Source organism: Chryseolinea soli (genome assembly GCF_003589925.1).
Lineage (GTDB): Bacteria > Bacteroidota > Bacteroidia > Cytophagales > Cyclobacteriaceae > Chryseolinea > Chryseolinea soli.
Genome location: NZ_CP032382.1, coordinates 2528895 through 2552358 on the forward strand (window position 1 = coordinate 2528895; position 23464 = coordinate 2552358).

Below are 23464 nucleotides of genomic sequence, written 5' to 3' on the forward strand. Positions count from 1 at the left end.
ATCAGGAACCTGTCTTAGGCACTTGGCCGGGCAGGTTTCTCTTTGTTGAACTACACCAGATATTTTTTATAAAATATGGAACTTCTTACCCCCGGCACCGGCCTCATCATTTGGCAACTTATCATTTTCGTGCTGTTGTTTTTACTGTTGTCAAAACTGGCATGGAAACCCATTCTGTCATCGCTGAAAGAAAGAGAGAAATCCATCCAGGATGCTCTTGACACTGCCGAGAACACGCGTGCCGAGATCGCCAAGCTCAAAGCCGACAATGCGAACCTGCTGAGGGAAGCCCGCGACGAACGCGACAAAATGTTGCGCGACGCCCGCGAAGCCGGCAACCGTTTGAAAGAGGAAGCGCAGATCGCCGCCAAAAAAACGGCCGACAAGATCATCGAAGATGCCCGCGCGGCCATCAACGTCGAAAAACAGGCGGCCATGAAAGACATCCGGATCCAGGTTTCCAATTTTTCGTTGGAGATCGCCGAAAAACTATTGAAGAAAAACCTTTCCGACGATTCGTCGCAAAAGGCGTTGGTGGATACCTATCTCAAAGATCTAAAGATCAACTAAGGCATGGCAGACTCAAGAGCAGCGTCACGCTACGTAAAGTCTCTGCTGGGCCTCGCCGTAGAGAAGAATGCACTGGAAGCCGTGCACACCGACATGCAATTGCTGTCGAAGATTTGTAATGAGAACCGGGCATTCGAATTGATGCTCACCAATCCCATTATCAAACACGACAAGAAGAGAGACATCCTGGAAAAGTTGTTCCAAGGCAAAATGAATGCCCTCACACTTTCCATCCTCGACATCCTCACCCGCAAGAACCGTGAACCCCTGTTGCCCGCCATAGCCCGTGAATTTCACACGGCCTACAACGTATACAAAGGCATCGGCAAAGCGAGCATCACCACGGCCATTCCGCTGGACGCTAAGTTGCGCGGCGAGTTCGAAACCATCGTGAAACAACTGACCGAAAAGAAACAAGTCGAGCTCACCGAGAAAGTAGACAAAGACATGATCGGTGGCTTTGTGCTCAACGTTGGCGACCGTCAGATCGACGCTTCCATCAAGAACAAGTTGAAGGCGCTGAAAGTGAATTTTAGTTATAACCCCTACATAAAAGAATTTTAATCTCTAAAGAATCATGGCAGAGATCAGACCAGAAGAAGTATCAGCAATATTGCGCGAGCAACTTTCCCAATCCCGCACCGAAGCCGAACTCGAAGAAGTGGGCACCGTTCTCACCGTGGGCGATGGTGTGGCCCGTATCTACGGCCTTACACAGGCACAAGCCGGCGAGTTGCTGGAGTTTGAGACCGGCCTGAAAGCGCTGGTGCTTAACCTCGAAGAAGACAACGTAGGCGCCGTGTTGCTGGGCGAGTCCAAAGGCATCAAGGAAGGCGACACCGTGAAACGCACCGGCAAGATCGCCTCCGTGAATGTAGGCGACGGCATGTTGGGTCGCGTAGTGGATACACTCGGTCAGCCCATCGACGGCAAAGGCCCGTTGAGCGGCAAGCTGTATGAAATGCCACTCGAGCGCAAAGCTCCCGGGGTTATCTTCCGTCAGCCCGTGAACGAACCGCTGCAAACCGGTATCAAGGCCATCGACTCCATGATCCCTGTAGGTCGCGGTCAACGCGAGCTCATCATCGGCGACCGTCAGACCGGCAAGACGGCTGTGGCGCTTGACACGATCGTGAACCAAAAAGAATTTTACGAAAAAGGTCAACCTGTATATTGTATCTACGTGGCCATCGGACAGAAGGCTTCTACCGTAGCTTCCGTAGCTTCGGCTTTGGAGAAAGCAGGTGCTCTTCCTTATACTGTGATTGTATCTGCGTCGGCTGCAGATCCCGCACCTATGCAATTCTTCGCTCCCTTTACCGGTGCAGCGATTGGCGAATTCTTCCGCGACACCGGCCGCCCTGCGCTGGTGATCTACGATGACTTGTCGAAACAAGCTGTTGCCTACCGCGAAGTGTCCCTCTTGTTGAGAAGACCTCCTGGACGCGAAGCTTATCCTGGCGATGTGTTCTACCTCCACTCCCGTTTGCTGGAGCGGGCGGCGAAGATCATCAACAACGACGCCATCGCGCAGAACATGAACGACCTGCCTGCTTCCATCAAAGGATTGGTGAAAGGCGGCGGATCGCTGACCGCGCTACCCATCATTGAAACACAGGCCGGCGACGTGTCTGCTTATATTCCCACGAACGTGATCTCCATCACCGATGGTCAGATCTTCCTGGAAACAAACCTTTTCAACTCCGGTATCCGTCCGGCGATCAACGTAGGTATCTCGGTATCGCGCGTAGGTGGTTCGGCACAGATCAAGTCGATGAAGAAAGTAGCCGGCACGTTGAAGTTGGATCAAGCCCAATTCCGCGAACTCGAAGCTTTTGCGAAATTCGGTTCCGACCTGGATGCGGCTACGAAACTTACGATCGAACGCGGTCGCAGAAACACGGAGATCTTGAAACAAGATCAATATGCTCCCGTGCCGGTGGAAGAGCAAGTGGCCATCATCACGGCGTCGACCCGTGGTTTTATGGATCAAGTTCCCGTGAACAAAGTGAAGCAGTTTGAGAAAGAATTCCTCGACCTGCTCCGCGCCCAGAACCGCGGCTTGCTGGACAACCTGCGCGCCGGCAAATTTGAAGATGCCGATGTGGCCATCATCAAGAAAACGGCTCAGGACCTTGCATCCAAATACGCTGCTTAATCTGTAGACACTGATCACCAGGTATGCCTAATTTAAAAGAAGTTAAGAACCGGATCACGTCGGTGATGAGCACGCAGCAGATCACCAAAGCCATGAAAATGGTGGCGGCGGCCAAGCTGCGCAAGTCACAGGAAAGGATCACCCAGATGCGTCCCTACGCGCAGAAACTGAACGCTATTCTGAAGAATCTTTCAGAAGCCCAGCTTTCCGGCGACAGCGACAACTGGTACAGCAAAGTGCGCGAAGAGAAACGCATTCTCGTTGTGGCCGTGAGCTCCGACCGTGGTCTTTGCGGATCGTTCAACACCAACGTGATGAAAGGCGTGACCCGCCTGATCCAGGAAAAATACGAAGCGCAATCGCGTCAAGGCAACGTTGTGATTTTGCCTATCGGTAAAAAATCGGCCGAGTATTTTGCCAAGCGCAAGTATGAGGTCGTGGGCCAATACTCCGGTCTGTTTTCTTCCCTCACCTTCGCGCACGCTTCCGAAGTGGGCGAATACATTATGAAGGTTTTCCGCGAAGGCAAATTCGATAAGGTCGAATTGGTCTACAACGAATTCAAGAACGTAGCCACACAAATCCTGCGCACGGAACAACTGTTGCCGGTGGTGTCGCCCGAGCCTCAGGCCGGTGCTGCACCCACACAGATCGACTACATCTACCAGCCCAGCCAGCAAGAGATCGTGGAAGCCTTGATCCCCAACTCGCTGAAAGTACAGATCTTCAAAGCCCTGCTGGATTCCAACGCTGCCGAAAACGGTGCACGGATGACGGCCATGGACAAAGCCACGGAAAACGCGGGCGAGCTTTTGAAGGAATTGAAATTGAGCTACAACCGGTCACGCCAGGCGGCCATCACCAAAGAGATCCTCGAGATCGTGGGTGGCGCGGAAGCGTTGAAGTCGGCATAAGAATTATAGTTTTAAGGCATACATTTGAAGTCTCTCCGCTTGCGGAGAGACTTTTTTTATGACCGGATTTTCACGGGTATATCGCTACGTCAACCTCCTGAGCCTCGACATTGTGGTGGGAGCGGTGGTGAGTGCGCTTTTTTTTGCCCGGGTGCTGGACGTAGCCATCCGGCCCGTGGGGCTCCTAGCGCTGGGGTTGACGGTGTGGGTGATCTATACGGCCGACCACCTGCGGGACGCCTACACCATTGGCAAAAGTGCTTCCACATTGCGTCACCGGTTTCACCAGGAGCATTTTAAGACGTTGTTGATCGCGGCCCTTGCCGGGGTGCTGGTGAACGTGGTGATCGTGTTCTTTATACGGAAACAGGTTTTTGTCTGGGGCACGGTGCTGGCGATTGGCGTGGGGATCTACCTGATCGTGCAGCGGTATCTTAAGTTTTTAAAAGAGATCTGTATTGCCTGTCTGTACACCTGTGGTGTGCTGTTGCCTTCCATTACTGTCACGGGCGACACACTCACGACCGGGCACTACCTGCTCATCGTTCAATTCATGCTGGTCGCCTGGCTAAACCTGCTTATCTTTTCCTGGTTCGACCGCGAAGACGACAAACAGGATCGGCAACCTTCGTTTGTAACGATGTTGGGCGAGCCCGTCACCCGGGCAAGCATCTGGTGCCTGACCGGAAGCATCTTTGTGGTGGCAGGATTTTCTTTCTACCATACCGAAATGAAACCGGCTGTGCTCATCGTGGCAACGATGGGTTTGGTGCTGGCATTGATCTTTGCCTTTCGAAAGCATTTTGCCCAACACGACTCCTATCGCCTGCTGGGCGATGCAGTATTTCTCCTTCCCTTGTTCTATTTGGTATGGAGCAGCAATCTTTAAAAGGCTTTGATGTACTGGCTCCTGTATACGACCGGTTTGCCAGCCTGGTCTATGGGTCGGCCATACGCAAGGCGCCATTGTTTTTTCTGAAAGCCATACCCTCCTCCGCCGATGTTTTGATTCTGGGTGGTGGTACGGGGTGGCTATTGGCCGAACTCTTGAACCGGCATCCGGAAAGTAAGGTGTGGTATATTGAAGCCTCAGCGAAAATGATCGAGCAAGCGCAACAGAAGCTTTCGGAACGACAGAAATCCCAAGTGAAATTTATCCATGGAACAGAAGATTCTATTCCTGGCGAAGTTCAATTTCACGCGGTGATCACAGCTTTTTATCTGGATCTGTTTCCATCCGCGAAGTTACAGCGCGTGATCGATAAGATAGACGCATCGCTTACGCCCGAAGGTGTCTGGCTTGTATCCGATTTTATAGCGCGCAAAGTCTGGTGGCAACGGATATTGCTAAACGTGATGTATACATTTTTTCGCTGGTGCTGCGGCATCGAGGCAAAACAGCTTCCGCCATGGGAGCAGCAGATGACGGCGCAGGGGTGGGAGGCAAAGGAGGAGCAGCTTTTTTTTGGGAGCTTTATGAAAAGCGTCCGGTATTCCCGTCGGGGAAAAGAGCGTTAAGAATCAAAGGGTAAGTGTGGAAGAGCCTTGTCCGGGCGTTATTGAAGCATCATCGAATCTTTTCCCAGTTGCTGCACCAGCTCGGCTTTTTCCTCCATCAGTTTGATGATCCTGCGCAGGTAGTCGATTTCCTTCCGGGAGAGTTCCAGCTGTTTTTGAAAGTCCGAGGTTTCGGTTTTGAGTTGTTTGATGGCCTCGCCTTCTTCCTGGATGGGGGACGACACGTAGTACTGGAAGAAATTATGATCCAGCACCTGTGAAATTTTCAGGAGCAGGCCCGTGTCCACGTGACGCTTTTTAAAAATACGATAGACGTTTTGCCGAACGGTTCCCAACTCGTCGGCAAAATCAGTCAGCTTCATGTGGCGGTTGTCGAAGACTTCCTTGATTTTCTCACCAATTTCTATGGTTGCCATGGGGATTGGATTTTGTACTTCTAAGTTACGTAAAATTTGCGGTTACGGTTTGGCCCTTTTCAGGGGTGGTTTTGTAACCAATTATTTTACAGTGTCGCCTTTAAGCCGTAAACTTACGTATGCAAAGCCATGACTCTAGGTTTTGCCCCACCTCTCACCGCTTCAGAAAGCATGGTAAAAGCTTTTTATAAGGACGAATACGCCACCATCGAGCTGGACGAATCGATTCCCTGCATCAAGCTCACCCTGAATGGCGTGCCCCGCTATAGCGAGCATTACAACTTTGTGCAAATGAAGCGCCTGGAGCTGATGCGCCAGGAAATTCGCAACTACCCCAAACTCCATATGCTCACCGACAGTCGCACGGCCGGTCCCGTGCTGGACGAGGATGTGGCCTATTTCCGGGGCCACGTGATGCCGGAAATGGAGAAAGCCGGTGTCCGCTACCTGGCCATTGTCATGCCCAGCAGCAAATTCACGCAGCTCACGATCCGGGAAATGATCGACGAAGCCACTATCATGAAAGTGCAATTCTTCGACTCCATCCGCGACGCCCGGCACTGGCTCCGGAAGATGACACTGTTATAATCCAGGTTACATTTAGTCGCGAACGAAGAGCCATTTTATCCCTTTATACAGACCCACGAACGGATAGCCCAACAGGCCGATCTTATGCTTTTTCCGCAGGTGGATGGTCACCGTGGAAAAGGCCGCCAGGTGGTCAAAACGGGCAAGCTTGCCCTTGAGCAAATCGATCTCGCTGTTGAGGCGTTCCAGCTCCTTTTCAACTTTCACAGCGGCTTCGACGTTTTCTGCTTTTTCCAGTAACTGCAAGTAGCGTTGCCTGGCTTTCTCGGCGTTGTCGAGCCGGATGGTGTAGTCAGTATAATCATCGGTCACGTCCTGGCCAGAAAGGGAACGGGCTGTCACTTTGCCCATGGCAGACAGGTCCTGTAGAACATTGCTAAGCTGTGCGGCAGGCACCCGTATGGTTGACAGCTCGTCGCCAACGGTCATCACATAGCCGTCGTATTTTTTTGTGAGCAGGGGAAGCTTTTTGTTAAGGCTGTCGGGCTCCTTTAACAGTAGCGTTATGGAGGCGTTGTAAAGCACTACGCGGTTTTTGTCGGCCGCAGCCTCGGCTGTTGGTGCCGACCGGAGGTCACTCAAATACCGGGCGCTGTACGAAGTATGCGTCCCGCATGAAGCAAGGCATAGCAGGAGGGTGGCACAGAGAAGCATGTTTTTCATGGGATAGATTTTTTTACATCCCATAAAAAAACAAAAATCAATCCAAGCCGAAAGCTATTTAGCTGCCGGGGTTCTTTTTGCCCGCGAGGAGTTTTGTTAATGTGTCGTCGAGCCTTTTCAAGCGGGTTTCCTCTCTTTTGGCGGAAGTGATCCAGACCGCATATTCCTTGCGATTGGTATACGACAGGGTCTCGAAGAACTTCCGGGCAGCGGCATTCTTTTTCAACAGGGCCTGCAGGTCATCGGATATTTCCAGTACTCTTTCTTCGGTGTCTTTTTCGAGGGTGACATCGATCTTATCGCCGGCTTTTTTGCCGATCGCTTCGCGGATGTCTTTCCGGACAATGATGACGTGCCCACCGTTTCCCATCGGCGCCAGGATGCCACGATAGGGGTGGCCGTCGAAGGTGGCCTTCACTTTCACCTGGCCGCGGGTGCCATATTCTTTCTCAACATCGAAGGGCACGGTGATGAAGGCGCCATCAATTCCATCGGAAGGTTTTTCCATCGTAGCACGGAAGCGTTTTCCCGAGGTCTTCGAGGAGCGGTTCAGCACGGGGATTTTTGCACGCGAACGGAATCGTAGTGCAGACCAGGTGTCGTCGATGGCGACCAGGCTCACGGCTTCGTATCCTGCAGCTTGAAGCCCATCCCAGCCGTTGTCGCGGGTGATGTCGGTTTTAATAGCGCTGCTCTTCTTGGGATAGGCGACCCAAAACAAGGCATCTTCTTTCAATGCCTTCAGTGCCTTAGGAAGGAGCTTATCGAGTGCTGCTTTGTCTTTGGTGAAAAGCAAAACAAATCCATAGGAGACTTTTGCTTTTGGGGTGGTGTCGTAAGGCTTCTGATCAAAGCCCGAAGGAGCGTTCAATACCAGCCCCTCGTCGGTCGTTTTGACTTTCAATTTGCCTGTTAGAATCTTGTCCATAGCAGTTACATTTTTCCGGCTTAAGAATGGTTTTCTTACTTCCCATTGAGGGACATGAAACCTTCAAGCCCGTTCAAATTTAAAGGTCGAAGCCGAAAGGGAGGGTAAAATTTTAACTTCTTCCCCGAAAAAATACAGAATAAAATGGTGAAACTCCTTTATAATGAGGCAATAAACTTTGGAAAAGGGGGTGCTTTGCCTTGTTTTCTTAAGCCTATATAAATTATCTTGCGCAGTTTAAGATTAGACAACCATTCCTAGGCCCGCTATTTGCACTCAAGCCGTTTGCTTGTCACGAAACCTATGCGCGATCTTATAAAGCATTTGCCCGCTGTTATCTACGAATACACGATTCTGCCCAATGGAATCCGTCGTTTCGATTTCATCAGTGAGGCTTGCGAGTCGTTGCTGGGCATTTCGCCAGAGGCGGTCATGAACGACGCCGGGGCGATGGACGCCCTCGTACATAGGGAGGATATCGGGCAACTACAGGCCAGCTCGCTGGTCAGCGAACAGGCCGGGCGCGAATGGAATTGGCAAGGGCGCATGCAAGTGCGCGGCAAGATCAAGTGGGTCGAAATACGCTCGAATCACGAGCTTCGAAGCGACGGCGTCATCATCCGCCGGGGCATTATCCAGGACATTACCGAACGCATAGAAACCGCCCGCGAAAGCGAAGAGCGATATCAATCCTTGATCGAACGACTGCCCATTGGGGTGGTCATCCACAAACAAGGCAAATTGGTTTTTGCCAATGCTTTTGCCCACGCCATTTTAGGGGGTGAAAAAAGCGAGAACCTGGTGGGCACAGATGTATTGAACTTTGTGCACCCCGAATATCATCAACGCGTCATTCGTAGAATGAAAGAAGTGGCCGTAGGGTTGCCCGGGGCCATGATCGAACAAAAATACGTGCGCCAAGACGGCCAGGTCATCGACGTGGAGACGATGGCCTATCCGTTCACTTTCCGCGGCGAGCCCTGTGTGCAGGTGATCTTCCGCGACATTACGGAGCGCAAGCAGGTGGAGGCGCGGATCAAAAAGAATGAAACCCTGTTGGCCCAACTTTTTCAGAATGTGCCCATGGCCGTCGTACTGCTCACTGACTCGGGAAAAGTGGAGCAGGTTAACAGAGGGTTCGAAGAAATGTTCGGCTATACGCTCCCGGAATTGAAGGGGCGCAGCATCAACGATTTTATCGTGCCCGAGGAACTCACCCACGAGGGCGTCGACCTCAACAACCTCATCACCAGCCATCGCATCGTGAGCATCGAAACCGTCAGAAGGCATCGTCACGGCCGGATCGTGAACGTGATCCTTTACGGTATGCCGGTGATGTTGGACAACGAGACCATCGGGATCTATGGCGTATATGTCGATATCACGGAACGCAAACGGGTAGAAGAAGAATTGAAGATCCGCAATGGCGAACTCGACAATTTTGTTTATAAAGTTTCGCACGATCTGCGTGCCCCCCTGTCGTCCATCCTGGGCCTGGTGAATCTGGCCAAGCTGCCGGGCAACACCGACAACCCGATGGACTACATCGACATCATCGGCAGCAAAGTAGAACACCTCGACCATTTCATCGGCGATGTGTTGAGCCATTCCAAAAACCTGAAAATGGAGGTGAGTGTGCGCAAAGTCGACTTCACCAAGATCATCGAGGAGACCTTCAACGATCTCAACTACCTGGAGGGGGCCAAGGAGATCAAGCGCATGATCAAGGTGGAAGGCATCGATTTCTACAGCGACCCGTGGCGTATTGCCGAAATCCTGCGAAACCTCATTTCCAATGCCATTAAATACCGCCAGTTAGAACAAGTCGCTCCCGAAATTGGTATTAAAATAAACATTGATCACCTTCGTGCCGAAATGGTCTTTGCCGACAACGGCATCGGCATCAGTGAAGAGAACCTGGAAAGAATTTTTGAAATGTTTTATCGCGCCACAGAACAATCCGACGGATCGGGAATCGGTCTCTACATCGTGAAAAATGCCATCGACAAATTGGGTGGACAGATCACGGTGGCCAGCCGGTTGGGTCATGGCACCCGCTTTGCTATTTTGCTGCCCAACCGCATAAACAGTATGATTGGCAAAATGCCTTCCATAGGCGTTGAACAATAATGAAGATCTACGAAGTATCTACGCGCCAGCAGGCCCATGAATTTCTCATGCTGCCGGTGAAGCTTTATAAAAACGAACCCCACTGGATCCGTCCGCTGGACAAGGATGTGGAGGCTGTCTTCGACAAAGAAAAGAACAAGACCTTCCGTCATGGCGAATGCGTTCGCTGGATCTTGGTGAACGACAAACAGGAGACCATCGGCCGTGTGGCCGCTTTTGTGAATCAGAAAACCGTAAAGAAGGGGAACGACCAGCCTACCGGCGGAATGGGATTCTTTGAATGCATCAACAACAAGGATGCGGCCTTCATGCTCTTCAACCAGTGCAAGCATTGGCTCCAGGGCAAAGGCATGGAAGCGATGGACGGTCCGGTTAATTTTGGCAGCCGCGACCGGTGGTGGGGATTGCTCATTGAAGGCTTCGATCGCGAGCCGAACTACCAGTGCAACTATAATTTCCCCTACTACAAAGATTTTTTTGAGGAGTACGGATTCAAGGTCTACTTCTATCAACTCACCTTCTTCCGCCTCATCAAAGAGCCCGTCATCGAGCGACTGCGCGAGAAGGCGGCCATCACGGCGAAAGATCCGGACTACGATTTTCATTGCCTCGAAAAAAGCGAACTTCCTAAATTGGCCGAGTACCTGCACCACGTGTACAACAAAGCCTGGGCAAACCGTTCGGAAAATCCGGAGCTGAGCTTGCAGCAGGCGCGTTTGCTGGTGGCGCAGATGAAACCCATCCTGGACCGTCGCTTATTGTATTTTGGATTTTATAAAGGTGAGCCGGTGAGCTTCTTTCTATCGCTGCCGGAGATCAACCAGATCTTCAAATACGTGAACGGAAAACTGAACTGGATCGGCAAATTGAAGTTCCTGTATCACACGATCATGAAGACCAACCGCAAGGCGTTTGGAATTTTGTTTGGCGTGGTGCCCGAGCATCAAGGCAAGGGGCTGGACGGTGCCATGATCATGAATTCGCGGGTCGTGCTCCAGGACCAGTACAACCGTTACGATGAATATGAAATGAATTGGATCGGCGACTTCAACCCGAAGATGATCCTTGTCGTAGAACAGGTGGGCGGAACGGTCTGCAAGCGGCATGCCACCTATCGCAAGCTGTTTGATGAGACCAAACCCTTCAAGCGGGCGCCCATCCTAGGTTAGAGAAAAGTATGAAAAGCAAAACCGGCGTTTTACTGATAAATCTCGGCACACCCGATAGCCCCGCTGTTGGCGATGTGCGTTCGTATCTCTCACAATTTCTCAACGATCCACGGGTGATCGATCTGCCGTGGCTATCGCGAAAGTTGCTTGTGAACTTTTTGATCGTCCCGTTCCGCGCACCCAAGTCGGCCAAAATCTATCAAAAACTATGGACGGCCAACGGGTCGCCGTTGTTGTATTACAGCGAAAAGGCAAAAGATTTGTTACAAGCGTCGCTGGGGAGCGACTACGAAGTGCACCTGGCCATGCGCTACAAGAATCCTTCCATTCCTGATGTCCTGGAAGCGATGCGAAAGCTGAATTATGAGAAGATCGTGGTGCTGCCCATGTTCCCGCAATATGCGTCGGCATCGACGGGTTCGGCCTTGGATGAAGTGATGCGGGTGATGCGCACCTGGTGGGTGGTGCCGGAAGTGAAATTCATCAGCCAGTATTACGATCATCCGAAATTCATCGAGGCTTTCGTAGCCCGTGGACGCCAATATAATTTAGCGGACTACGATCATATTCTTTTCTCTTACCACGGCCTACCCGAACGGCAGGTAGATAAGGTGCACAACGATGGTCGTTGTGCAAATCACAACTGCGAGCAAGAGATCACCGAAGAAAACAAATACTGCTACAAGGCCACGTGCTATGGCACTACCCGGCTGTTGGTGGAAAAGCTGAACATTCCCGAGGGAAAATACACGGTCTGCTTTCAATCACGCCTGGATAAAAAATGGCTCATGCCGTTTTCCGATAAAGTCGTGGAGGAATGCGCTCGCAAGGGAATGAAAAAGATCCTTGTATTTTCGCCCGCCTTCACAGCCGATTGCCTGGAAACGATCATCGAGATCGGTGACGAATACCAGGAGATCTTTAAAGAACACGGCGGAGAAAAAGTGCAGCTGGTGGAGAGTCTGAATGATCATCCTACCTGGATCGACTGTCTGAAAGACCTGGTGATCACCTAATCGGTGGCGTCGTTCACGCCAACCTTATTCAGTCGTTTCATAATTTCCTGCTTATACAACGGACCCACGGGCAGTTCTGTCTTGCCCATGAACACGGCGTGTTGACTGTAGGAATCTATTTTCTTTACGGCCACAATGAAGGAGCGATGGATGCGCATGAAGTCTTCCTCCGGCAACATTTCTTCCAACGCGGTGATGGTCTGTTTGGTGATGACCTGTCTGGTGGTCACGATCTTTACATAATCTTTCAAGCTTTCGATGTATTGGATCTCGTCCACCATGATCTTTACCATTTTGCGGTCGGCGCGGACGTAGAGGAAACGCTCGTCGGCAGCGTGCAGCGATTCTTTTCTGCCGGGCGTTGGGGCTTGACGTTGTTCGAGGTCCAGCACTTTGTGCACGGCGCGCAGGAAGCGTTCCAAGGAGTAGGGCTTCAATAAATAATCGACAGCGCCCAATTCAAAGCCTTCTACGGCGTAGTCGCGGTGCGCTGTGGTGAAGATGACCCGCGGAGGATTGGGGAGCGCCTTCAGAAATTCTGTGCCCAGCAAGCGGGGCATCTGGATGTCGAGGAAGAGCAGGTCCACGGGATGCTGGCGGAGAAACTCGAAGGCTGCCAGGGCGTGATGGCATTCCCCCACGACTTCCAAGGTGGGCAGCGTTGCGATATACGTCCGCAACACCTCCAGCGCGGGGGGTTCGTCGTCGATCAGCAGGCAGCGAAATTTGGGGATCACGCGTAGGGTATTTTAATCTTGTCCAGCTCGATGGTTAAAGAGACCACAAACAGGTCCGTGTCTTCGGTGATACGGAGTTCGTGGCCGTTGGGATACAGCAGCTCCAGTCTTTTCTTCACGTTGAGGAGGCCTACGTGAGCGGAATTTTCCTGCGAGGTGCTTTCATCTACCCTTCCGTTTGCCAGTTTGAATTTCAGCACCGATTGCTGTACGTTAAGATCGAGACTGATCCATGCCTGTTCGATCATTTCGTTGGCGCCGTGTTTAAAACTGTTCTCTAGAAAGGGCAGGAGCAACAACGGCGCGATGTAGGGACGCTGCAGATCGCCTTGCACGTTCACGGTCATATCCAGTCGGTTGCCAAACCGTTCCTTCTCCAGGTCGATATAGTCATACAGCACTTGGATCTCTTTTTGCAATTCGATGGTGGCTCCCCGGCAATCGGTGAGCATGTAGCGCATGAGCTGCGAAAGCTTCAAGATGGTCTCGGGAGTGCGATCCGATTTTTTCAGGGCGAGCGAATAAATGCTGTTGAGCGTGTTGAACATGAAATGCGGATGCAACTGTCCTTGCAGCAATTCCAACTCGGCGCGAAGCTTTTCTTTTTCGAGCTTTTCGGTCTCGACGCGCTTGCGATAGAAATTCTTCACCAGCTTGATGGCCACGGCAAATCCAGCTGCTGTCATGGAGCCGCGCAGCCCGCCCATGAACGAATAAAAAACCGTCGTGTGTCTCATGGGAAAATCTACCCATGCCCGATAGCCTGCGATAACAAACTTGTTCAACAGCGTCGATATTCCGGCGGCTACCATGATCATGAAAAGCGTAGACAGCAAGGCCTGCCAGTAGCGGTCTTTCAGGATGAGCCTGGGCAGCACGCCGTAGATGATGCTATAGCTGAGAAACATATGCGCCGGCAAAAAGATAAGCGCTTCGACGAAGGAGATCTTGAACAGCGTGGAGGAGTCTTCGATATAGTAAAATCCATAGAGCACCCCAAAGAATAGCCACCACGCCAGCCAGAATAGAAAATGCCGCGCAAAACGGTAAGAAGGGATTCCGGACAGGACCAACCGCGAAAAGAAACTATCCATCGCTAAACTTACTCGTTCTGCAGCTAAAGGTTGTGGGAAAAAGTCATTTGTAGACAAAAGTGCCGTTATCGTCGATAAAACCATTTGATCGCCGGGCTTCTTCTCTATGTCTGGTAAAGGCCTGCATAAGGCTAAGTCTCAAATATTTCTCAACAGACTTCACGTATTTCCATCAAAAGATCAAAAGTTATGAAACGCCTTGTCCTTTTATCCGCCTTTGCGCTGTTGGCCCTGACCACAGCCTTTGCTCAAGCCTCGCCGTCGCCCGTTTATTGGGTTGTAGAAACCAATCCCAAGCACACCAATTATTCCATCGTCCGTTTTTATGACGCCGGCAATGCGCTGGTACATGAAGTCACGATCGATGGTGCCTACATCAACATAAAGAAAGCAAAATATAGAAAGAAGCTTGACCAGTTGTTAAAGCAATACAATGATCGCGACGCGGTTGCTTCAAAAAAGAACAGATCGAGACGTTCGATTTGATTTAGTAGTTAGAGCAAAAGCCCGGCATTCGCTGGGCTTTTTTATTTTTATTTTTCAGTAACTATTCCTCCAGCATGTCCTTCAACTCAATCTCCAACGCCCGCGTGCTGATATAAATTTCATTCAACGAAAGTGCCAGCGAGATCAGCAAAAACAATAAGCTCAGCCCAAAGCAGCTAAAAGCCATCACCTGATTCTCCAGGTAAAAGAACAGCATCGAAAGCACACAAAGGAAGAAGCTGCTGATCCCGGCGCCCTGCATGTGCTTGATCAGCGTCAACCTCTTTTTGAGATTCCGGATCTGAGCCTGAATAATCTCACGTTCCTCCTGCACCTGTTTGTATTTCGTGTGAAGGCTGCGGATCAATGTGGCCAACGCCAGGAAACGATTGGTGTAGGCCAGCATCAATAATGTGATGGCAGGGAAGAGCAGGGCCGGTGTATTGATGGAGATATCCATATCCGTTTAGTGAACACGTTGTAGTCGACGCAAAGATTTTGCCAGCACCGCGATTGTCCCAACCGAAACCAGCGTCATGCATCCCCCGAAAATTACCGAGGGCACAACCCTCAGCAATCTTGCCGCCACGCCCGACTCGAACATGCCGATCTCGTTTGACGAGCCGATGAAAATGTGATTCACGGCCGACACTCTTCCTTTCATGTTTTCGGGCGTTAGCGTTTGCAACAGTGTGCCGCGGATGATGACGCTCACGCAATCGAACATCCCGCTCATCATGAGCAGGAACAAGGAAATCAAAAAGTTGGTCGAAAGCGCGAAGAGGATCATGCACACGCCAAATCCGGCTACACAATATAAAAGAATTTTTCCGGTGTTCTTTTTGATCGGGTGATGGGTGATGTAGAACGCCATGAGCAACGCTCCGACGGATGGCGCCGCTCTTAATAGGCCAAGACCCTGTGGTCCCACCATCAATATTTCTTTGGCAAAGATCGGCAACAAAGCTACGGCGCCGCCAAAGAGCACGGCAAATAAGTCGAGTGAAATGGCGCCCAGGATAATTTGATGATGGAAGACAAACCGCAATCCTGCTTTGATCTTTTCAAAGATGCCCTGCTCTTCACTCTCAGGAGGGACCGGTTTATTGGTTACACCGATTGCCAGAAGTAATCCAGTCAGCATGAGCAACACATCGGCGGCATAAGAGGCCTGAATACCAAGCCAGCCATAAAGAAGACCCCCAAGCGCAGGACCGCCGATCGCCGCGGTTTCCCAAAGCGTGCTGTTCCAGGTGATGGCGTTGCTATACAATTCGCGGGGAACAAGTTGGGGCATGAACGAAAAGAGCGCGGGTGTGATGAAGCCGCGCGCAATGCCGCTGACAAAGATCACGGCGTAGATGGGGAGGGCACCATAGTTCAGAATAAACTTACCCGGCTCCAGCGTGAAAAAGAGCAACGACAACGAGCACAGCAATAAAGTTGCCAGGCAGATCACGATGATCTTTTTCCGGTTCATGATGTCGGCGAGGTGACCGGCATATAATGAAACGCTGATGGAAGGGACGGCTTCGGCCAAGCCGATCAAGCCGAGCGATAGTGGGTCGTTGGTGATCTCGTACACTTGCCAGGCCACCACGACGGCTTGGATTTGGATGGCCAGTGTCACGCAAAAGCGCGTAGAGATAAAAAGACGGAAGTCCGGGATCTTCAGGGCCGCATACGGGCCAGTCGGAGTACTCATGATGCTAGAGGATTTTTTGAACCGCGTCGAGGGCGGTTTGCTGACGCTGTTCGCGCGCGCCTTTGATTTCCACGAAGGGGACCGCCTGATTTTTCATTTCGTTCAGGTAGCGCTCGTAAAGTTCTTCGCGTCGCGTGGGGTGTTCGCGTTGGGGGTCGTCTTGCCAGGGCACGTCGACGTAGGTGAGCAGGTAGAGATCGTAAGGCCGGGTTGCGATTTCGTGGAGGATATCGGGCGCGCAGGAGCCGAATTTTACTTCGCTCCATACTTTGATCACATACAGGTTTGTATCGCAAAACAGCACTTTGTTGCTGTCGCGGGCATATTCATCTTCCAGCCGAAGCTGGCCGTGGGCGATGGTGAGTAGGTCGTGTTCTTCGTAGGGACGGATCAGGTGGTCTATGAATCCCCGCGCATATTCGGGCACCCATTCGGTCTTGAAATACCCAGCCAAAAATTGTGATAACTCGGATTTACCGGTACACTCCGGACCAATCACCGCGACTTTTTTAACCATTGGCAGTGAATTTGAATTCATAGGCCGAAAATCGTTTATATTTCTGTAAAATTAGCGCGATCCTTAACTTTCCAAAAAAATAGTAGCGTGAAGCGTAGAAAAGCTATTCAACGTCTTGGATGGGGATTGACCGCAGGCTTGGTCGTACCCTCCTGGTTAAGTTCCTGCAAAAAAGACGACGATCCGCAACCCAATACCGGCCCCACCGTGGCGGTTATTGGCGCAGGTGCCGCCGGCCTGTACGCCGCCGACATCCTGAAAGCACAAGGATACAATGTGGTGATCTATGAAGCCTCCGACCGCGTGGGCGGCCGCGTGCGTTCATTGAAGACCAGCGACAAACCTACGGCCGCGTTATACCTCAACTCGCAAACCGAATTGAGCAGCGACTATCCCAACGAGCTTGGCGCTGAGCAAGTGCTGGGGTCCGATTCGGCCTGGGGAAAGGTCGTCACTGATCTCAAACTCACCACGGGCAACATCACCACCGGCACAACCGACAATTATTTTCTCGACAACGCTCTTGCGGATGCGGCGACGGCAGGTGCCGATGCGGATTTCATGGCCGCACAAAACTTTTTCAATACACTCTCCACCTATAGCGGCCCCCACGTGTCGGTGCAAGATGCGATCACAGCGGCGGGACTTTCGTCGCGCACCAAAAACATTTTGAATTCGTGGATCGGAAATAAATATGGAACGTCCAACGATCGATTGGGCATTGCCGGGTTGGCCGAAGGTCTTGCCCTGCGATCGCGCAACAACACCATCCAAACCCTCGCCGACAATCCCATGCAGGATGCTTTGCTCTCGCGCTTTGGCCAAGTCGCCGACAGCGTGCAGGTGAATTCGGTGATCAAGGCGATTAACTACAGCAGCGATAAGATCATCATCAACGGACAAAATACTTTGAACGGGGAGCCGTTCACTGCCGATGTCGACAAGGTGGTCGTAACCGTGCCGGTGTCGGTATTGAAGGCCGGCGATATCGCGTTCAACCCGGCCCTGACGAGTGAAAAAACAACCGCGTTGTCGAACATGGATATGGATGCGGTGATCCGGATCATAATCGATTTCAAGATAAACTTCTGGGGCGCCACTTCCGGGTTTCTTTATGGTGGCACGACAGGCCCCGAATATTTCAACAGTGGTGCCTTGCGCAGTGAGTTCAGCAAAACGCTTAGCATCACCGTTGGTGGAGCACAAGCCGTAACGCTATCCGGCATGGGAAAGGATGCGATCCCCGCGCTGCTGGCCGAATTGGATACCATCTATGCGGGTAAGGCCAGTCTGAACGTCCGGAAAGATCTGGCCGAGGTCCCCAACATCATCGCGGTGATCCAGGATTGGTCGAAGGAGCCCTACATCCGCGGAGGTGCTGCTTACCTCAAGCCCAGCGGTACGCAACAGGATCGTGTGGCATTGGCCAAGTCGCTGAGCGACCGTGTTTTCTTTGCCGGCGAGGCCACCGACGTGAACGGAGAGTTTGGCACCATCAGCGGCGCGCTGCTTTCGGCAGAGCGCGTGGCGGCGGAAGTGATTGCTAAATTGGGTTGATTGCTTAAGTCTGGGATTACGCCCGGTCGCTCGTCATCAGTTCGTCGAGCAGTCCCGTGGGAACCGGTTTGCTGAACAGGCTCTTCACATATTTGTGATCTGTTGCGCGCCGGATGTCGGTGGGATCCAGCGTCGAGGAGAGCATGATGATCGTGGTCTTGTGTTTCACGCTTTCATCCACCTCGTCGTAGGCCTCCAGAAATTCGAAGCCATCCATTTCGGGCATCTGGATGTCGAGCAGAATGATGAGGCAATCGCCAATGGAGTCGCCGGAAACTTTCAACCATTCCAGGGCTTCGCTTCCTGTGCGGGCCTGGCTCACGTCTTCCACGGCAAGTTTCTTTTTCAGGAGCGTACGCGTAACCATCTGGTCCACCTCGTTGTCGTCCACAATCAAGAATTTACATTTCGGTTTCATGGGGGCTATGAAAAAAAAGTTGTGTTTTACGGTATGTCATTTCGCGTGATCCATAAGCGCGACACCTTCCAAAGATACAACATGGTTTTTAGGAATTTGAACAATAAATTTTGATCCCGCATTTTTTTCCGATTCAACGGCAATAGTCCCGCCCAATTTATCAACCGCTTCTTTCACGATGTAAAGTCCCAGCCCGGAACCTTTGTTCGTGTTTTGGGTGACGAAAAACATCTCAAAAATATGTTTCTGGTCTTCCGACCTGATACCGATACCGTTGTCTTCAACAACGATCACATGATGCGTGTCCGTAGCAAAGGTTTCTACGCGCAGAAAGCTTTCTTCTTTTTTTGCGTCACTATACTTGATCGCGTTGGAAATGAGGTTGTTGAACAGAATGCTGAGACGCAGTGGGTCGGAGTAGGCCTTATCCGACCCGAACACGGTGCGCATCTTGATCTTCTCTGCGCCCAGCATGAACCGGTGCTGGTTCAGTGCGCTCTCGATCAGTTCCACCAGGCTAACCTCCTGAAGTTGCAGCGACACTCTTTTGTTTTTGGAAAAATCGATGATGTCGTTGATAAATTGATCTTGCTTTTCCAGGCTCTGCTGCATCAGGGCCAGGTACTCTTTGATTTGCATGACGTTATCTTCCAGGTTGGCCAATTCGATCAGACCTTTTAGCGAGGTGATGGGCGCCCGGAGGTCGTGCGAGGCGCTGTAAACAAAATTGTCGAGCTCGTGGTTGGTGATGGTGAGGTCGGTATTTTTGGATTCCAACTCCCGTTGTGATCGCATGATCTTGCCGATCATGGAGGCGCCGTAGCCAATAGCGCTACCGATGATGATCAGCGTAAAGAAAAAATTGGCCACAAAAAGATAGGCGTTGATCCGGCGCGAGGCGTCGCCCAATACATTCGAAAAAGCGCGTTCCTTTGCCGTGAGCAGACCGGTGATCGAATTGATCCGACTGATCACCGCATCCTGGTCCGCGCGGGTCCAGCGCCCGGCTTTGACTTTCGTATGAATTTCTTCCGCGAGTAAATATTCCCGGTGAATGATGCCGTCGGCCTCTTTCCAGATAGCGATGGCGTTGGCCATGAAAGAAATGCGGCCGAAGTTCCGGAACAACCAGATCATGTCGTCGTGGTCGTCGGGATGATTGCGGCCCTGGAGGAAGCCTTTTTTGATCACGTCCAGGTTCCCATCTTCCTGGGAGAGCGCGACGCGCGCAATGCTGTCGCCAAACGTGACGGAGAGCTCCTGTTTGAACTGTTCCCAATGAGCCTCATCGCGCGTGTTCACATACATGATCAGGTGACGGGCCGCGCCTTTTTCTCCTTTTGAATATTGTGATTCGCCATTGGTGTAGGCCCGGACAGCAGAAAGCGTTTTAATGGTGAGGTAGTTGACGACGATCAGCGAAGCCGCGGCCGCGATAAGGATAGCCAACAAAATGAACACATTGCGCTGTGCCAGCGGGTTGAAGCTTTTCAAAAATGCGACCAAACGGTTTGTCATGAAACTGGATTTGAATCCAACGGCGATAGAAGAAATAGAGGCTTACCAAGTTAGGCAAATTTGACAAAGGTGCCAGCAAAACCCGAAAAGAACGCCATCCTAAACCAGCACGATTTCGTGGAACAAAATCCAGCATCCCATAACCAACACGAGCCAACCAAACGCTCTGCGCAGTTGTGCGGAGGGGATCTTGTTCGAGAGCCGGCTGCCAATCAAAACACCTGCAATGGCGAGGGCTGTGATCAGCAACAAGAATTCCCAATCGATACGGTAGTTCATCACGTCGCCTAAAAATCCCGTCAGCGAATTGACGGCGATGATAAAAAGCGAGGTGCCCACGGCGGCTTTGAAAGTCAGGCCGGTCAGCAAGACCAGGGCAGGGATGATGAGGAAGCCGCCGCCGGCCCCGACAAGTCCTGTGAGAAAGCCGATGAGGATGCCTTCCAGCACAATGAAGAACGCCGCGTAAGAACGTTCGTCGCTTTTGAATTCCTGGCGCCCCCGGATCATGGAGATCGATGCCAGCACCATCAGCACGGCAAAGAGGCCCAGCAGCAGGAGCCGTTTGGTAATGATGACAGAATCCGTTTGCCAGATCACATCCGGAATGGCCGGCACGATCCACCGGCGCGTGGTGAAAATGGTGAGGATGGAGGGAATGCCGAACTGAAAACCGGTCTTGATGTTGACGAGTTGTTCTTTGTATTTTGGGATGGTGCCCACCAGGCTGGTGGTGCCCACAATGAAAAGCGAATACGCGGAAGCATACACCGCATCGACGTGAAACAAGTATACCAATATGGGTATCGATAGGATGGAACCTCCTCCTCCCAGCAGGCCCAGGATGAGGCCGATACATACGGATGCCAAATAGCCAACAATTTCCATGAATCCACACGGGGAGGTGCGAACGCCATCGTTACACGTCTTCCCCTTCCCAACAAAGGGAATGCTTTTTCATGGAAAATGAAATTAACCGACTACTTCCATAGAGTTTGAAGCCAGCCGGCGACGGCTCAAAGACGGTTGTATTCGACGATGAACACGTCGGGAAATTTGTTGCGCAGTTCTTCGCGGAACTGTTCCGCTTTTTCGCGCGACGAGAATTGACCCAGGATCAGGCCATAATATTTTACGCCGTTCAGCACCTTTACCTGCACAGTGACATCTTTCTTATATGAGTTCTTCAGATTGTCGGCCAGGCGCATAAGGTTGACCAATTCCTGGTAGGTGCCGATCTGCACGCCGTAGCCTTTGGGATGATTGATCCGGGCGATCCCGAATTCATAGAATTCCTTTTCGTCGACCGATACCTGGTCGATGGGGCGGCCGGGGTCGCTGGTTTTGCCGTCGCCGGGATCGATCACTTCCAGGGAGACGTCGGCCAGGCCCAGGTTGGTGTAGCCCAGTTGTTCGGCGGCGGCGCGGGAGAGGTCGATGATCCGGCCTTCCACGTAGGGACCGCGGTCGTTGATGGTCACTTCAACCGTTTTTTTGTTGGCCAGGTTGGTCACGCGCACTTTGGTGCCAAAGGGAAGTGTTTTGTGCGCCCCGGTGAATTTGTGACGTTTGTATTTCTCGCCGCTGGCGGTCATGACGCCCTCAAATTTGTCGGCATAAAAAGAGGCTTTCCCGGTTTGGATCTGCGCGAAGGAAACGGTTGCAAAAAGAACGATTGCACTCGTGAACAAAGATCTCAGCATAAGATAAGGTTTAGCGCTCAAAGATAGCTTGACGGCCCAATTTGAGCATAAATTTTCTCGTCCAAACCATCGCCAAAGAAATATTCCCTGCAATTGGAGTCGTTTGGTAAATTAATGGTCGAAAGTCTTTACCTTTGCCCGGCAAATAATGAATCGTAAATTATTTGCCATGCCACTCGATACATCCAAATTTCTCTTTGAAGCGCTTACGTATGACGATGTGCTTCTTGTTCCTGCCTACTCTGAAGTACTGCCCCGCGACACCGACACGTCAAGCAAGCTCACTCCCAACATTTCCCTGAACATCCCCCTGGTATCTGCCGCGATGGACACGGTAACGGAAGCCGAATTGGCCATTGCCGTCGCCATGGAAGGCGGTCTGGGGTTCATCCACAAAAACATGAAGATCGAGTTGCAGGCCGAGCAGGTGCGCAAGGTGAAGCGCTCGCAAAGCGGTCTCATCCTCGACCCGGTGACCCTTACCATCAACTCCACCGTTCGCGAAGCTGAAAACATCATGCGCGAGTTCAAGATCGGGGGCATTCCCATCGTCGATGGCAACAGCAAACTGGTGGGCATCATCACCAACCGCGATTTGCGTTTCCAGAAGGACATGAACGTGCCCGTGGAAAAGATCATGACAAAAGACAACCTGATCACGGCCGCCGAGGGCATTACCCTCGAACAGGCCGAAGGCACGTTGAAGAAATATAAGATCGAAAAGCTGCCCATCGTCAGCAAAAAAGGCAAGCTCATCGGCCTGATCACCTTCAAAGACATCCAGAAGAAAAAGAATAAGCCCACGGCCTGCCAGGACAAGTTTGGCCGGCTCCGGGTGGGTGCCGCAGTGGGCGTGACTCCTGACATCCTCGATCGCATCGATGCCTTGAAAGCTGCCGGTGTGGACGTGATCAGCATCGACACCGCCCACGGTCACAGCAAAGGTGTGATGGAAGCTGCCAAACGCGTGAAGAAAAAATACCCCGAACTCGACCTCATCGTGGGCAACATCGCCACCGGTGAAGCGGCCAAAGCGCTGGCCAAGGTAGGCGCCGACGCCGTGAAAGTGGGTGTTGGCCCCGGCAGTATTTGCACCACCCGCATCGTTGCCGGTGTCGGGCTTCCTCAACTCTCCGCTGTATACGAGGCATCGAAAGCCCTGAAAGGCTCCAACGTCTGCGTTATTGCCGACGGTGGCATCCGTTTCTCCGGCGACATTGTAAAAGCCATCGCTGCCGGCGCCGACAGCGTGATGATCGGTTCCCTGCTGGCCGGCACCGAAGAGGCACCGGGTGAGGTGATCATCTATGAAGGCCGCAAATTCAAATCCTACCGTGGCATGGGCTCCCTCGAGGCCATGGAGGACGGCTCCAAGGACCGTTATTTCCAGGATGTGGAAGACGACGTGAAGAAGCTCGTGCCCGAAGGCATTTCCGGCCGCGTTCCTTTCAAAGGATTGGTATCGGAGGTGCTCTATCAACTCACCGGCGGGTTGCGTGCCGGCATGGGCTACTGCGGTGCCAAGAACATCGAGAAGCTAAAGCTGGCCAAATTTGTAAAGATCACGGCCGCCGGCGTAACCGAAAGCCACCCGCACGACGTGAGCATCACCCGGGAGGCGCCCAACTATAGCCGCAAATAGAAAATATTCCGAAAAGA

At 51.9% G+C, this 23464-nt stretch carries 25 protein-coding genes; 13 read left to right on the plus strand and 12 right to left on the minus strand.

The features are described 5' to 3' along the window. Positions 1-75: 75 nt before the first annotated feature. From atpF to D4L85_RS10955, 6 genes are read left to right on the plus strand one after another with little or no spacing between them, the layout of a single operon-like run. Positions 76-570: a F0F1 ATP synthase subunit B gene (gene atpF / locus D4L85_RS10930; protein WP_119754341.1), complete on the plus strand. Its 495-nt coding sequence runs from the start codon at positions 76-78 to the stop codon at positions 568-570. Positions 571-573: 3 nt separating this feature from the next. Continuing rightward, entirely contained in the window at positions 574-1134 is a 561-nt protein-coding gene (gene atpH / locus D4L85_RS10935) for an ATP synthase F1 subunit delta (protein WP_119754342.1), read from the plus strand. Positions 1135-1147: 13 nt separating this feature from the next. Further along, a complete protein-coding gene (gene atpA, locus D4L85_RS10940; RefSeq protein WP_119754343.1) occupies positions 1148-2728 on the plus strand; it encodes a F0F1 ATP synthase subunit alpha in 1581 nt (526 codons plus the stop codon). A gap of 23 nt (positions 2729-2751) precedes the next feature. Next, positions 2752-3642, plus strand: a complete 891-nt coding sequence (atpG, locus tag D4L85_RS10945; protein ID WP_119754344.1) for an ATP synthase F1 subunit gamma — start codon at positions 2752-2754, stop codon at positions 3640-3642. Positions 3643-3700: 58 nt separating this feature from the next. Next, a complete protein-coding gene (locus tag D4L85_RS10950) occupies positions 3701-4531 on the plus strand; it encodes a hypothetical protein (protein ID WP_119754345.1) in 831 nt (276 codons plus the stop codon). Further along, the gene (locus D4L85_RS10955) at positions 4513-5160 is read left to right on the plus strand and encodes a class I SAM-dependent methyltransferase (protein ID WP_119754346.1); all 648 of its coding nucleotides are present in this window, start codon (positions 4513-4515) and stop codon (positions 5158-5160) included. Before D4L85_RS10950 ends, D4L85_RS10955 begins: the two co-directional genes overlap by 19 nt. 38 nt (positions 5161-5198) lie before the next feature. Here D4L85_RS10955 and D4L85_RS34675 read toward each other — a convergent pair whose 3' ends face one another. Further along, a complete protein-coding gene (locus D4L85_RS34675) occupies positions 5199-5576 on the minus strand; it encodes a helix-turn-helix domain-containing protein (RefSeq protein ID WP_185154865.1) in 378 nt (125 codons plus the stop codon). Positions 5577-5747: 171 nt separating this feature from the next. Between D4L85_RS34675 and D4L85_RS10965 the strand changes: the two genes are divergently transcribed. Next, positions 5748-6164: a hypothetical protein gene (locus tag D4L85_RS10965; protein WP_119754347.1), complete on the plus strand. Its 417-nt coding sequence runs from the start codon at positions 5748-5750 to the stop codon at positions 6162-6164. 12 nt (positions 6165-6176) lie between these two features. On the opposite strand, the gene D4L85_RS10970 is transcribed toward D4L85_RS10965, so the two are convergent. Both D4L85_RS10970 and D4L85_RS34740 read right to left on the minus strand, forming a co-directional pair. Continuing rightward, complete coding sequence (locus tag D4L85_RS10970) at positions 6177-6827, minus strand: DUF4349 domain-containing protein (protein WP_160143663.1); 651 nt, start codon at positions 6825-6827, stop codon at positions 6177-6179. Between the two features lie 58 nt (positions 6828-6885). After that, a complete protein-coding gene (locus tag D4L85_RS34740; protein WP_228450851.1) occupies positions 6886-7755 on the minus strand; it encodes a YdeI/OmpD-associated family protein in 870 nt (289 codons plus the stop codon). A gap of 303 nt (positions 7756-8058) precedes the next feature. On the opposite strand from D4L85_RS34740, the gene D4L85_RS10980 reads away from it, so the two are divergent. Genes D4L85_RS10980 through hemH form a run of 3 tightly spaced genes read left to right on the plus strand, consistent with a single transcriptional unit; the run spans position 8059 to position 12070 of the window. Then, positions 8059-9885, plus strand: coding sequence for a PAS domain-containing sensor histidine kinase (locus tag D4L85_RS10980; protein WP_119754349.1), 1827 nt, complete (start codon positions 8059-8061; stop codon positions 9883-9885). Beyond that, positions 9885-11054 carry a hypothetical protein gene (locus D4L85_RS10985; protein ID WP_119754350.1) on the plus strand — a complete coding sequence of 390 codons (1170 nt, stop codon included), beginning with the start codon at positions 9885-9887 and terminating at the stop codon, positions 11052-11054. Before D4L85_RS10980 ends, D4L85_RS10985 begins: the two co-directional genes overlap by 1 nt. An 8-nt stretch (positions 11055-11062) precedes the next feature. Continuing rightward, positions 11063-12070: a ferrochelatase gene (gene hemH, locus D4L85_RS10990; protein ID WP_119754351.1), complete on the plus strand. Its 1008-nt coding sequence runs from the start codon at positions 11063-11065 to the stop codon at positions 12068-12070. On the opposite strand, the gene D4L85_RS10995 is transcribed toward hemH, so the two are convergent. Beyond that, positions 12067-12807: a LytR/AlgR family response regulator transcription factor gene (locus tag D4L85_RS10995; RefSeq protein WP_228450852.1), complete on the minus strand. Its 741-nt coding sequence runs from the start codon at positions 12805-12807 to the stop codon at positions 12067-12069. The two genes, hemH and D4L85_RS10995, sit on opposite strands and share 4 nt — an antisense overlap. Further along, positions 12804-13901 (minus strand): sensor histidine kinase, encoded by a 1098-nt coding sequence (locus tag D4L85_RS11000; protein WP_119754352.1) that lies wholly within the window; start codon positions 13899-13901, stop codon positions 12804-12806. Before D4L85_RS11000 ends, D4L85_RS10995 begins: the two co-directional genes overlap by 4 nt. Before the next feature lie 189 nt (positions 13902-14090). Between D4L85_RS11000 and D4L85_RS11005 the strand changes: the two genes are divergently transcribed. Further along, positions 14091-14387: a hypothetical protein gene (locus tag D4L85_RS11005; RefSeq protein ID WP_119754353.1), complete on the plus strand. Its 297-nt coding sequence runs from the start codon at positions 14091-14093 to the stop codon at positions 14385-14387. A gap of 61 nt (positions 14388-14448) precedes the next feature. On the opposite strand, the gene D4L85_RS11010 is transcribed toward D4L85_RS11005, so the two are convergent. From D4L85_RS11010 to D4L85_RS11020, 3 genes are read right to left on the minus strand one after another with little or no spacing between them, the layout of a single operon-like run. Next, positions 14449-14847 (minus strand): DUF2721 domain-containing protein, encoded by a 399-nt coding sequence (locus tag D4L85_RS11010; RefSeq protein ID WP_119754354.1) that lies wholly within the window; start codon positions 14845-14847, stop codon positions 14449-14451. Between the two features lie 6 nt (positions 14848-14853). After that, positions 14854-16092 carry an MFS transporter gene (locus D4L85_RS11015; RefSeq protein WP_119754355.1) on the minus strand — a complete coding sequence of 413 codons (1239 nt, stop codon included), beginning with the start codon at positions 16090-16092 and terminating at the stop codon, positions 14854-14856. A gap of 4 nt (positions 16093-16096) precedes the next feature. Beyond that, entirely contained in the window at positions 16097-16609 is a 513-nt protein-coding gene (locus D4L85_RS11020) for an AAA family ATPase (protein WP_119754356.1), read from the minus strand. Between the two features lie 87 nt (positions 16610-16696). Between D4L85_RS11020 and D4L85_RS35030 the strand changes: the two genes are divergently transcribed. After that, entirely contained in the window at positions 16697-18166 is a 1470-nt protein-coding gene (locus tag D4L85_RS35030) for a flavin monoamine oxidase family protein (RefSeq protein WP_119754357.1), read from the plus strand. A 16-nt stretch (positions 18167-18182) separates the two neighbouring features. Here D4L85_RS35030 and D4L85_RS11030 read toward each other — a convergent pair whose 3' ends face one another. From D4L85_RS11030 to D4L85_RS11045, 4 genes are all read right to left on the minus strand, one after another. After that, entirely contained in the window at positions 18183-18584 is a 402-nt protein-coding gene (locus D4L85_RS11030; RefSeq protein ID WP_119754358.1) for a response regulator, read from the minus strand. A gap of 36 nt (positions 18585-18620) precedes the next feature. Then, entirely contained in the window at positions 18621-20102 is a 1482-nt protein-coding gene (locus D4L85_RS11035) for a sensor histidine kinase (protein ID WP_119754359.1), read from the minus strand. 99 nt (positions 20103-20201) lie between these two features. Next, on the minus strand, positions 20202-20972 hold the full coding sequence (locus D4L85_RS11040; protein ID WP_228450853.1) for a sulfite exporter TauE/SafE family protein: 771 nt from the start codon (positions 20970-20972) through the stop codon (positions 20202-20204). A gap of 146 nt (positions 20973-21118) precedes the next feature. Next, complete coding sequence (locus D4L85_RS11045) at positions 21119-21805, minus strand: septal ring lytic transglycosylase RlpA family protein (protein ID WP_119754361.1); 687 nt, start codon at positions 21803-21805, stop codon at positions 21119-21121. Positions 21806-21974: 169 nt separating this feature from the next. Between D4L85_RS11045 and guaB the strand changes: the two genes are divergently transcribed. Beyond that, the gene (guaB, locus tag D4L85_RS11050; RefSeq protein WP_119758745.1) at positions 21975-23447 is read left to right on the plus strand and encodes an IMP dehydrogenase; all 1473 of its coding nucleotides are present in this window, start codon (positions 21975-21977) and stop codon (positions 23445-23447) included. Positions 23448-23464 lie beyond the last annotated feature (17 nt).

Coding starts and splice junctions, on each gene's coding strand:
- D4L85_RS11035 (WP_119754359.1), bottom strand. CDS start 20,102: ATGACAAACCGTTTGGTCGCATTTTTGAAAAGCTTCAACCCGCTGGCA.
- D4L85_RS10970 (WP_160143663.1), bottom strand. CDS start 6,827: ATGAAAAACATGCTTCTCTGTGCCACCCTCCTGCTATGCCTTGCTTCA.
- atpH (WP_119754342.1), top strand. CDS start 574: ATGGCAGACTCAAGAGCAGCGTCACGCTACGTAAAGTCTCTGCTGGGC.
- D4L85_RS11020 (WP_119754356.1), bottom strand. CDS start 16,609: ATGGTTAAAAAAGTCGCGGTGATTGGTCCGGAGTGTACCGGTAAATCC.
- D4L85_RS11010 (WP_119754354.1), bottom strand. CDS start 14,847: ATGGATATCTCCATCAATACACCGGCCCTGCTCTTCCCTGCCATCACA.
- D4L85_RS11005 (WP_119754353.1), top strand. CDS start 14,091: ATGAAACGCCTTGTCCTTTTATCCGCCTTTGCGCTGTTGGCCCTGACC.
- D4L85_RS10985 (WP_119754350.1), top strand. CDS start 9,885: ATGAAGATCTACGAAGTATCTACGCGCCAGCAGGCCCATGAATTTCTC.
- D4L85_RS34675 (WP_185154865.1), bottom strand. CDS start 5,576: ATGGCAACCATAGAAATTGGTGAGAAAATCAAGGAAGTCTTCGACAAC.
- D4L85_RS10980 (WP_119754349.1), top strand. CDS start 8,059: ATGCGCGATCTTATAAAGCATTTGCCCGCTGTTATCTACGAATACACG.
- D4L85_RS11030 (WP_119754358.1), bottom strand. CDS start 18,584: ATGAAACCGAAATGTAAATTCTTGATTGTGGACGACAACGAGGTGGAC.
- D4L85_RS34740 (WP_228450851.1), bottom strand. CDS start 7,755: ATGGACAAGATTCTAACAGGCAAATTGAAAGTCAAAACGACCGACGAG.
- D4L85_RS11015 (WP_119754355.1), bottom strand. CDS start 16,092: ATGAGTACTCCGACTGGCCCGTATGCGGCCCTGAAGATCCCGGACTTC.
- D4L85_RS10965 (WP_119754347.1), top strand. CDS start 5,748: ATGGTAAAAGCTTTTTATAAGGACGAATACGCCACCATCGAGCTGGAC.
- atpG (WP_119754344.1), top strand. CDS start 2,752: ATGCCTAATTTAAAAGAAGTTAAGAACCGGATCACGTCGGTGATGAGC.
- atpA (WP_119754343.1), top strand. CDS start 1,148: ATGGCAGAGATCAGACCAGAAGAAGTATCAGCAATATTGCGCGAGCAA.
- D4L85_RS11000 (WP_119754352.1), bottom strand. CDS start 13,901: ATGGATAGTTTCTTTTCGCGGTTGGTCCTGTCCGGAATCCCTTCTTAC.
- D4L85_RS11045 (WP_119754361.1), bottom strand. CDS start 21,805: ATGCTGAGATCTTTGTTCACGAGTGCAATCGTTCTTTTTGCAACCGTT.
- hemH (WP_119754351.1), top strand. CDS start 11,063: ATGAAAAGCAAAACCGGCGTTTTACTGATAAATCTCGGCACACCCGAT.
- guaB (WP_119758745.1), top strand. CDS start 21,975: ATGCCACTCGATACATCCAAATTTCTCTTTGAAGCGCTTACGTATGAC.
- D4L85_RS10955 (WP_119754346.1), top strand. CDS start 4,513: ATGGAGCAGCAATCTTTAAAAGGCTTTGATGTACTGGCTCCTGTATAC.
- atpF (WP_119754341.1), top strand. CDS start 76: ATGGAACTTCTTACCCCCGGCACCGGCCTCATCATTTGGCAACTTATC.
- D4L85_RS10950 (WP_119754345.1), top strand. CDS start 3,701: ATGACCGGATTTTCACGGGTATATCGCTACGTCAACCTCCTGAGCCTC.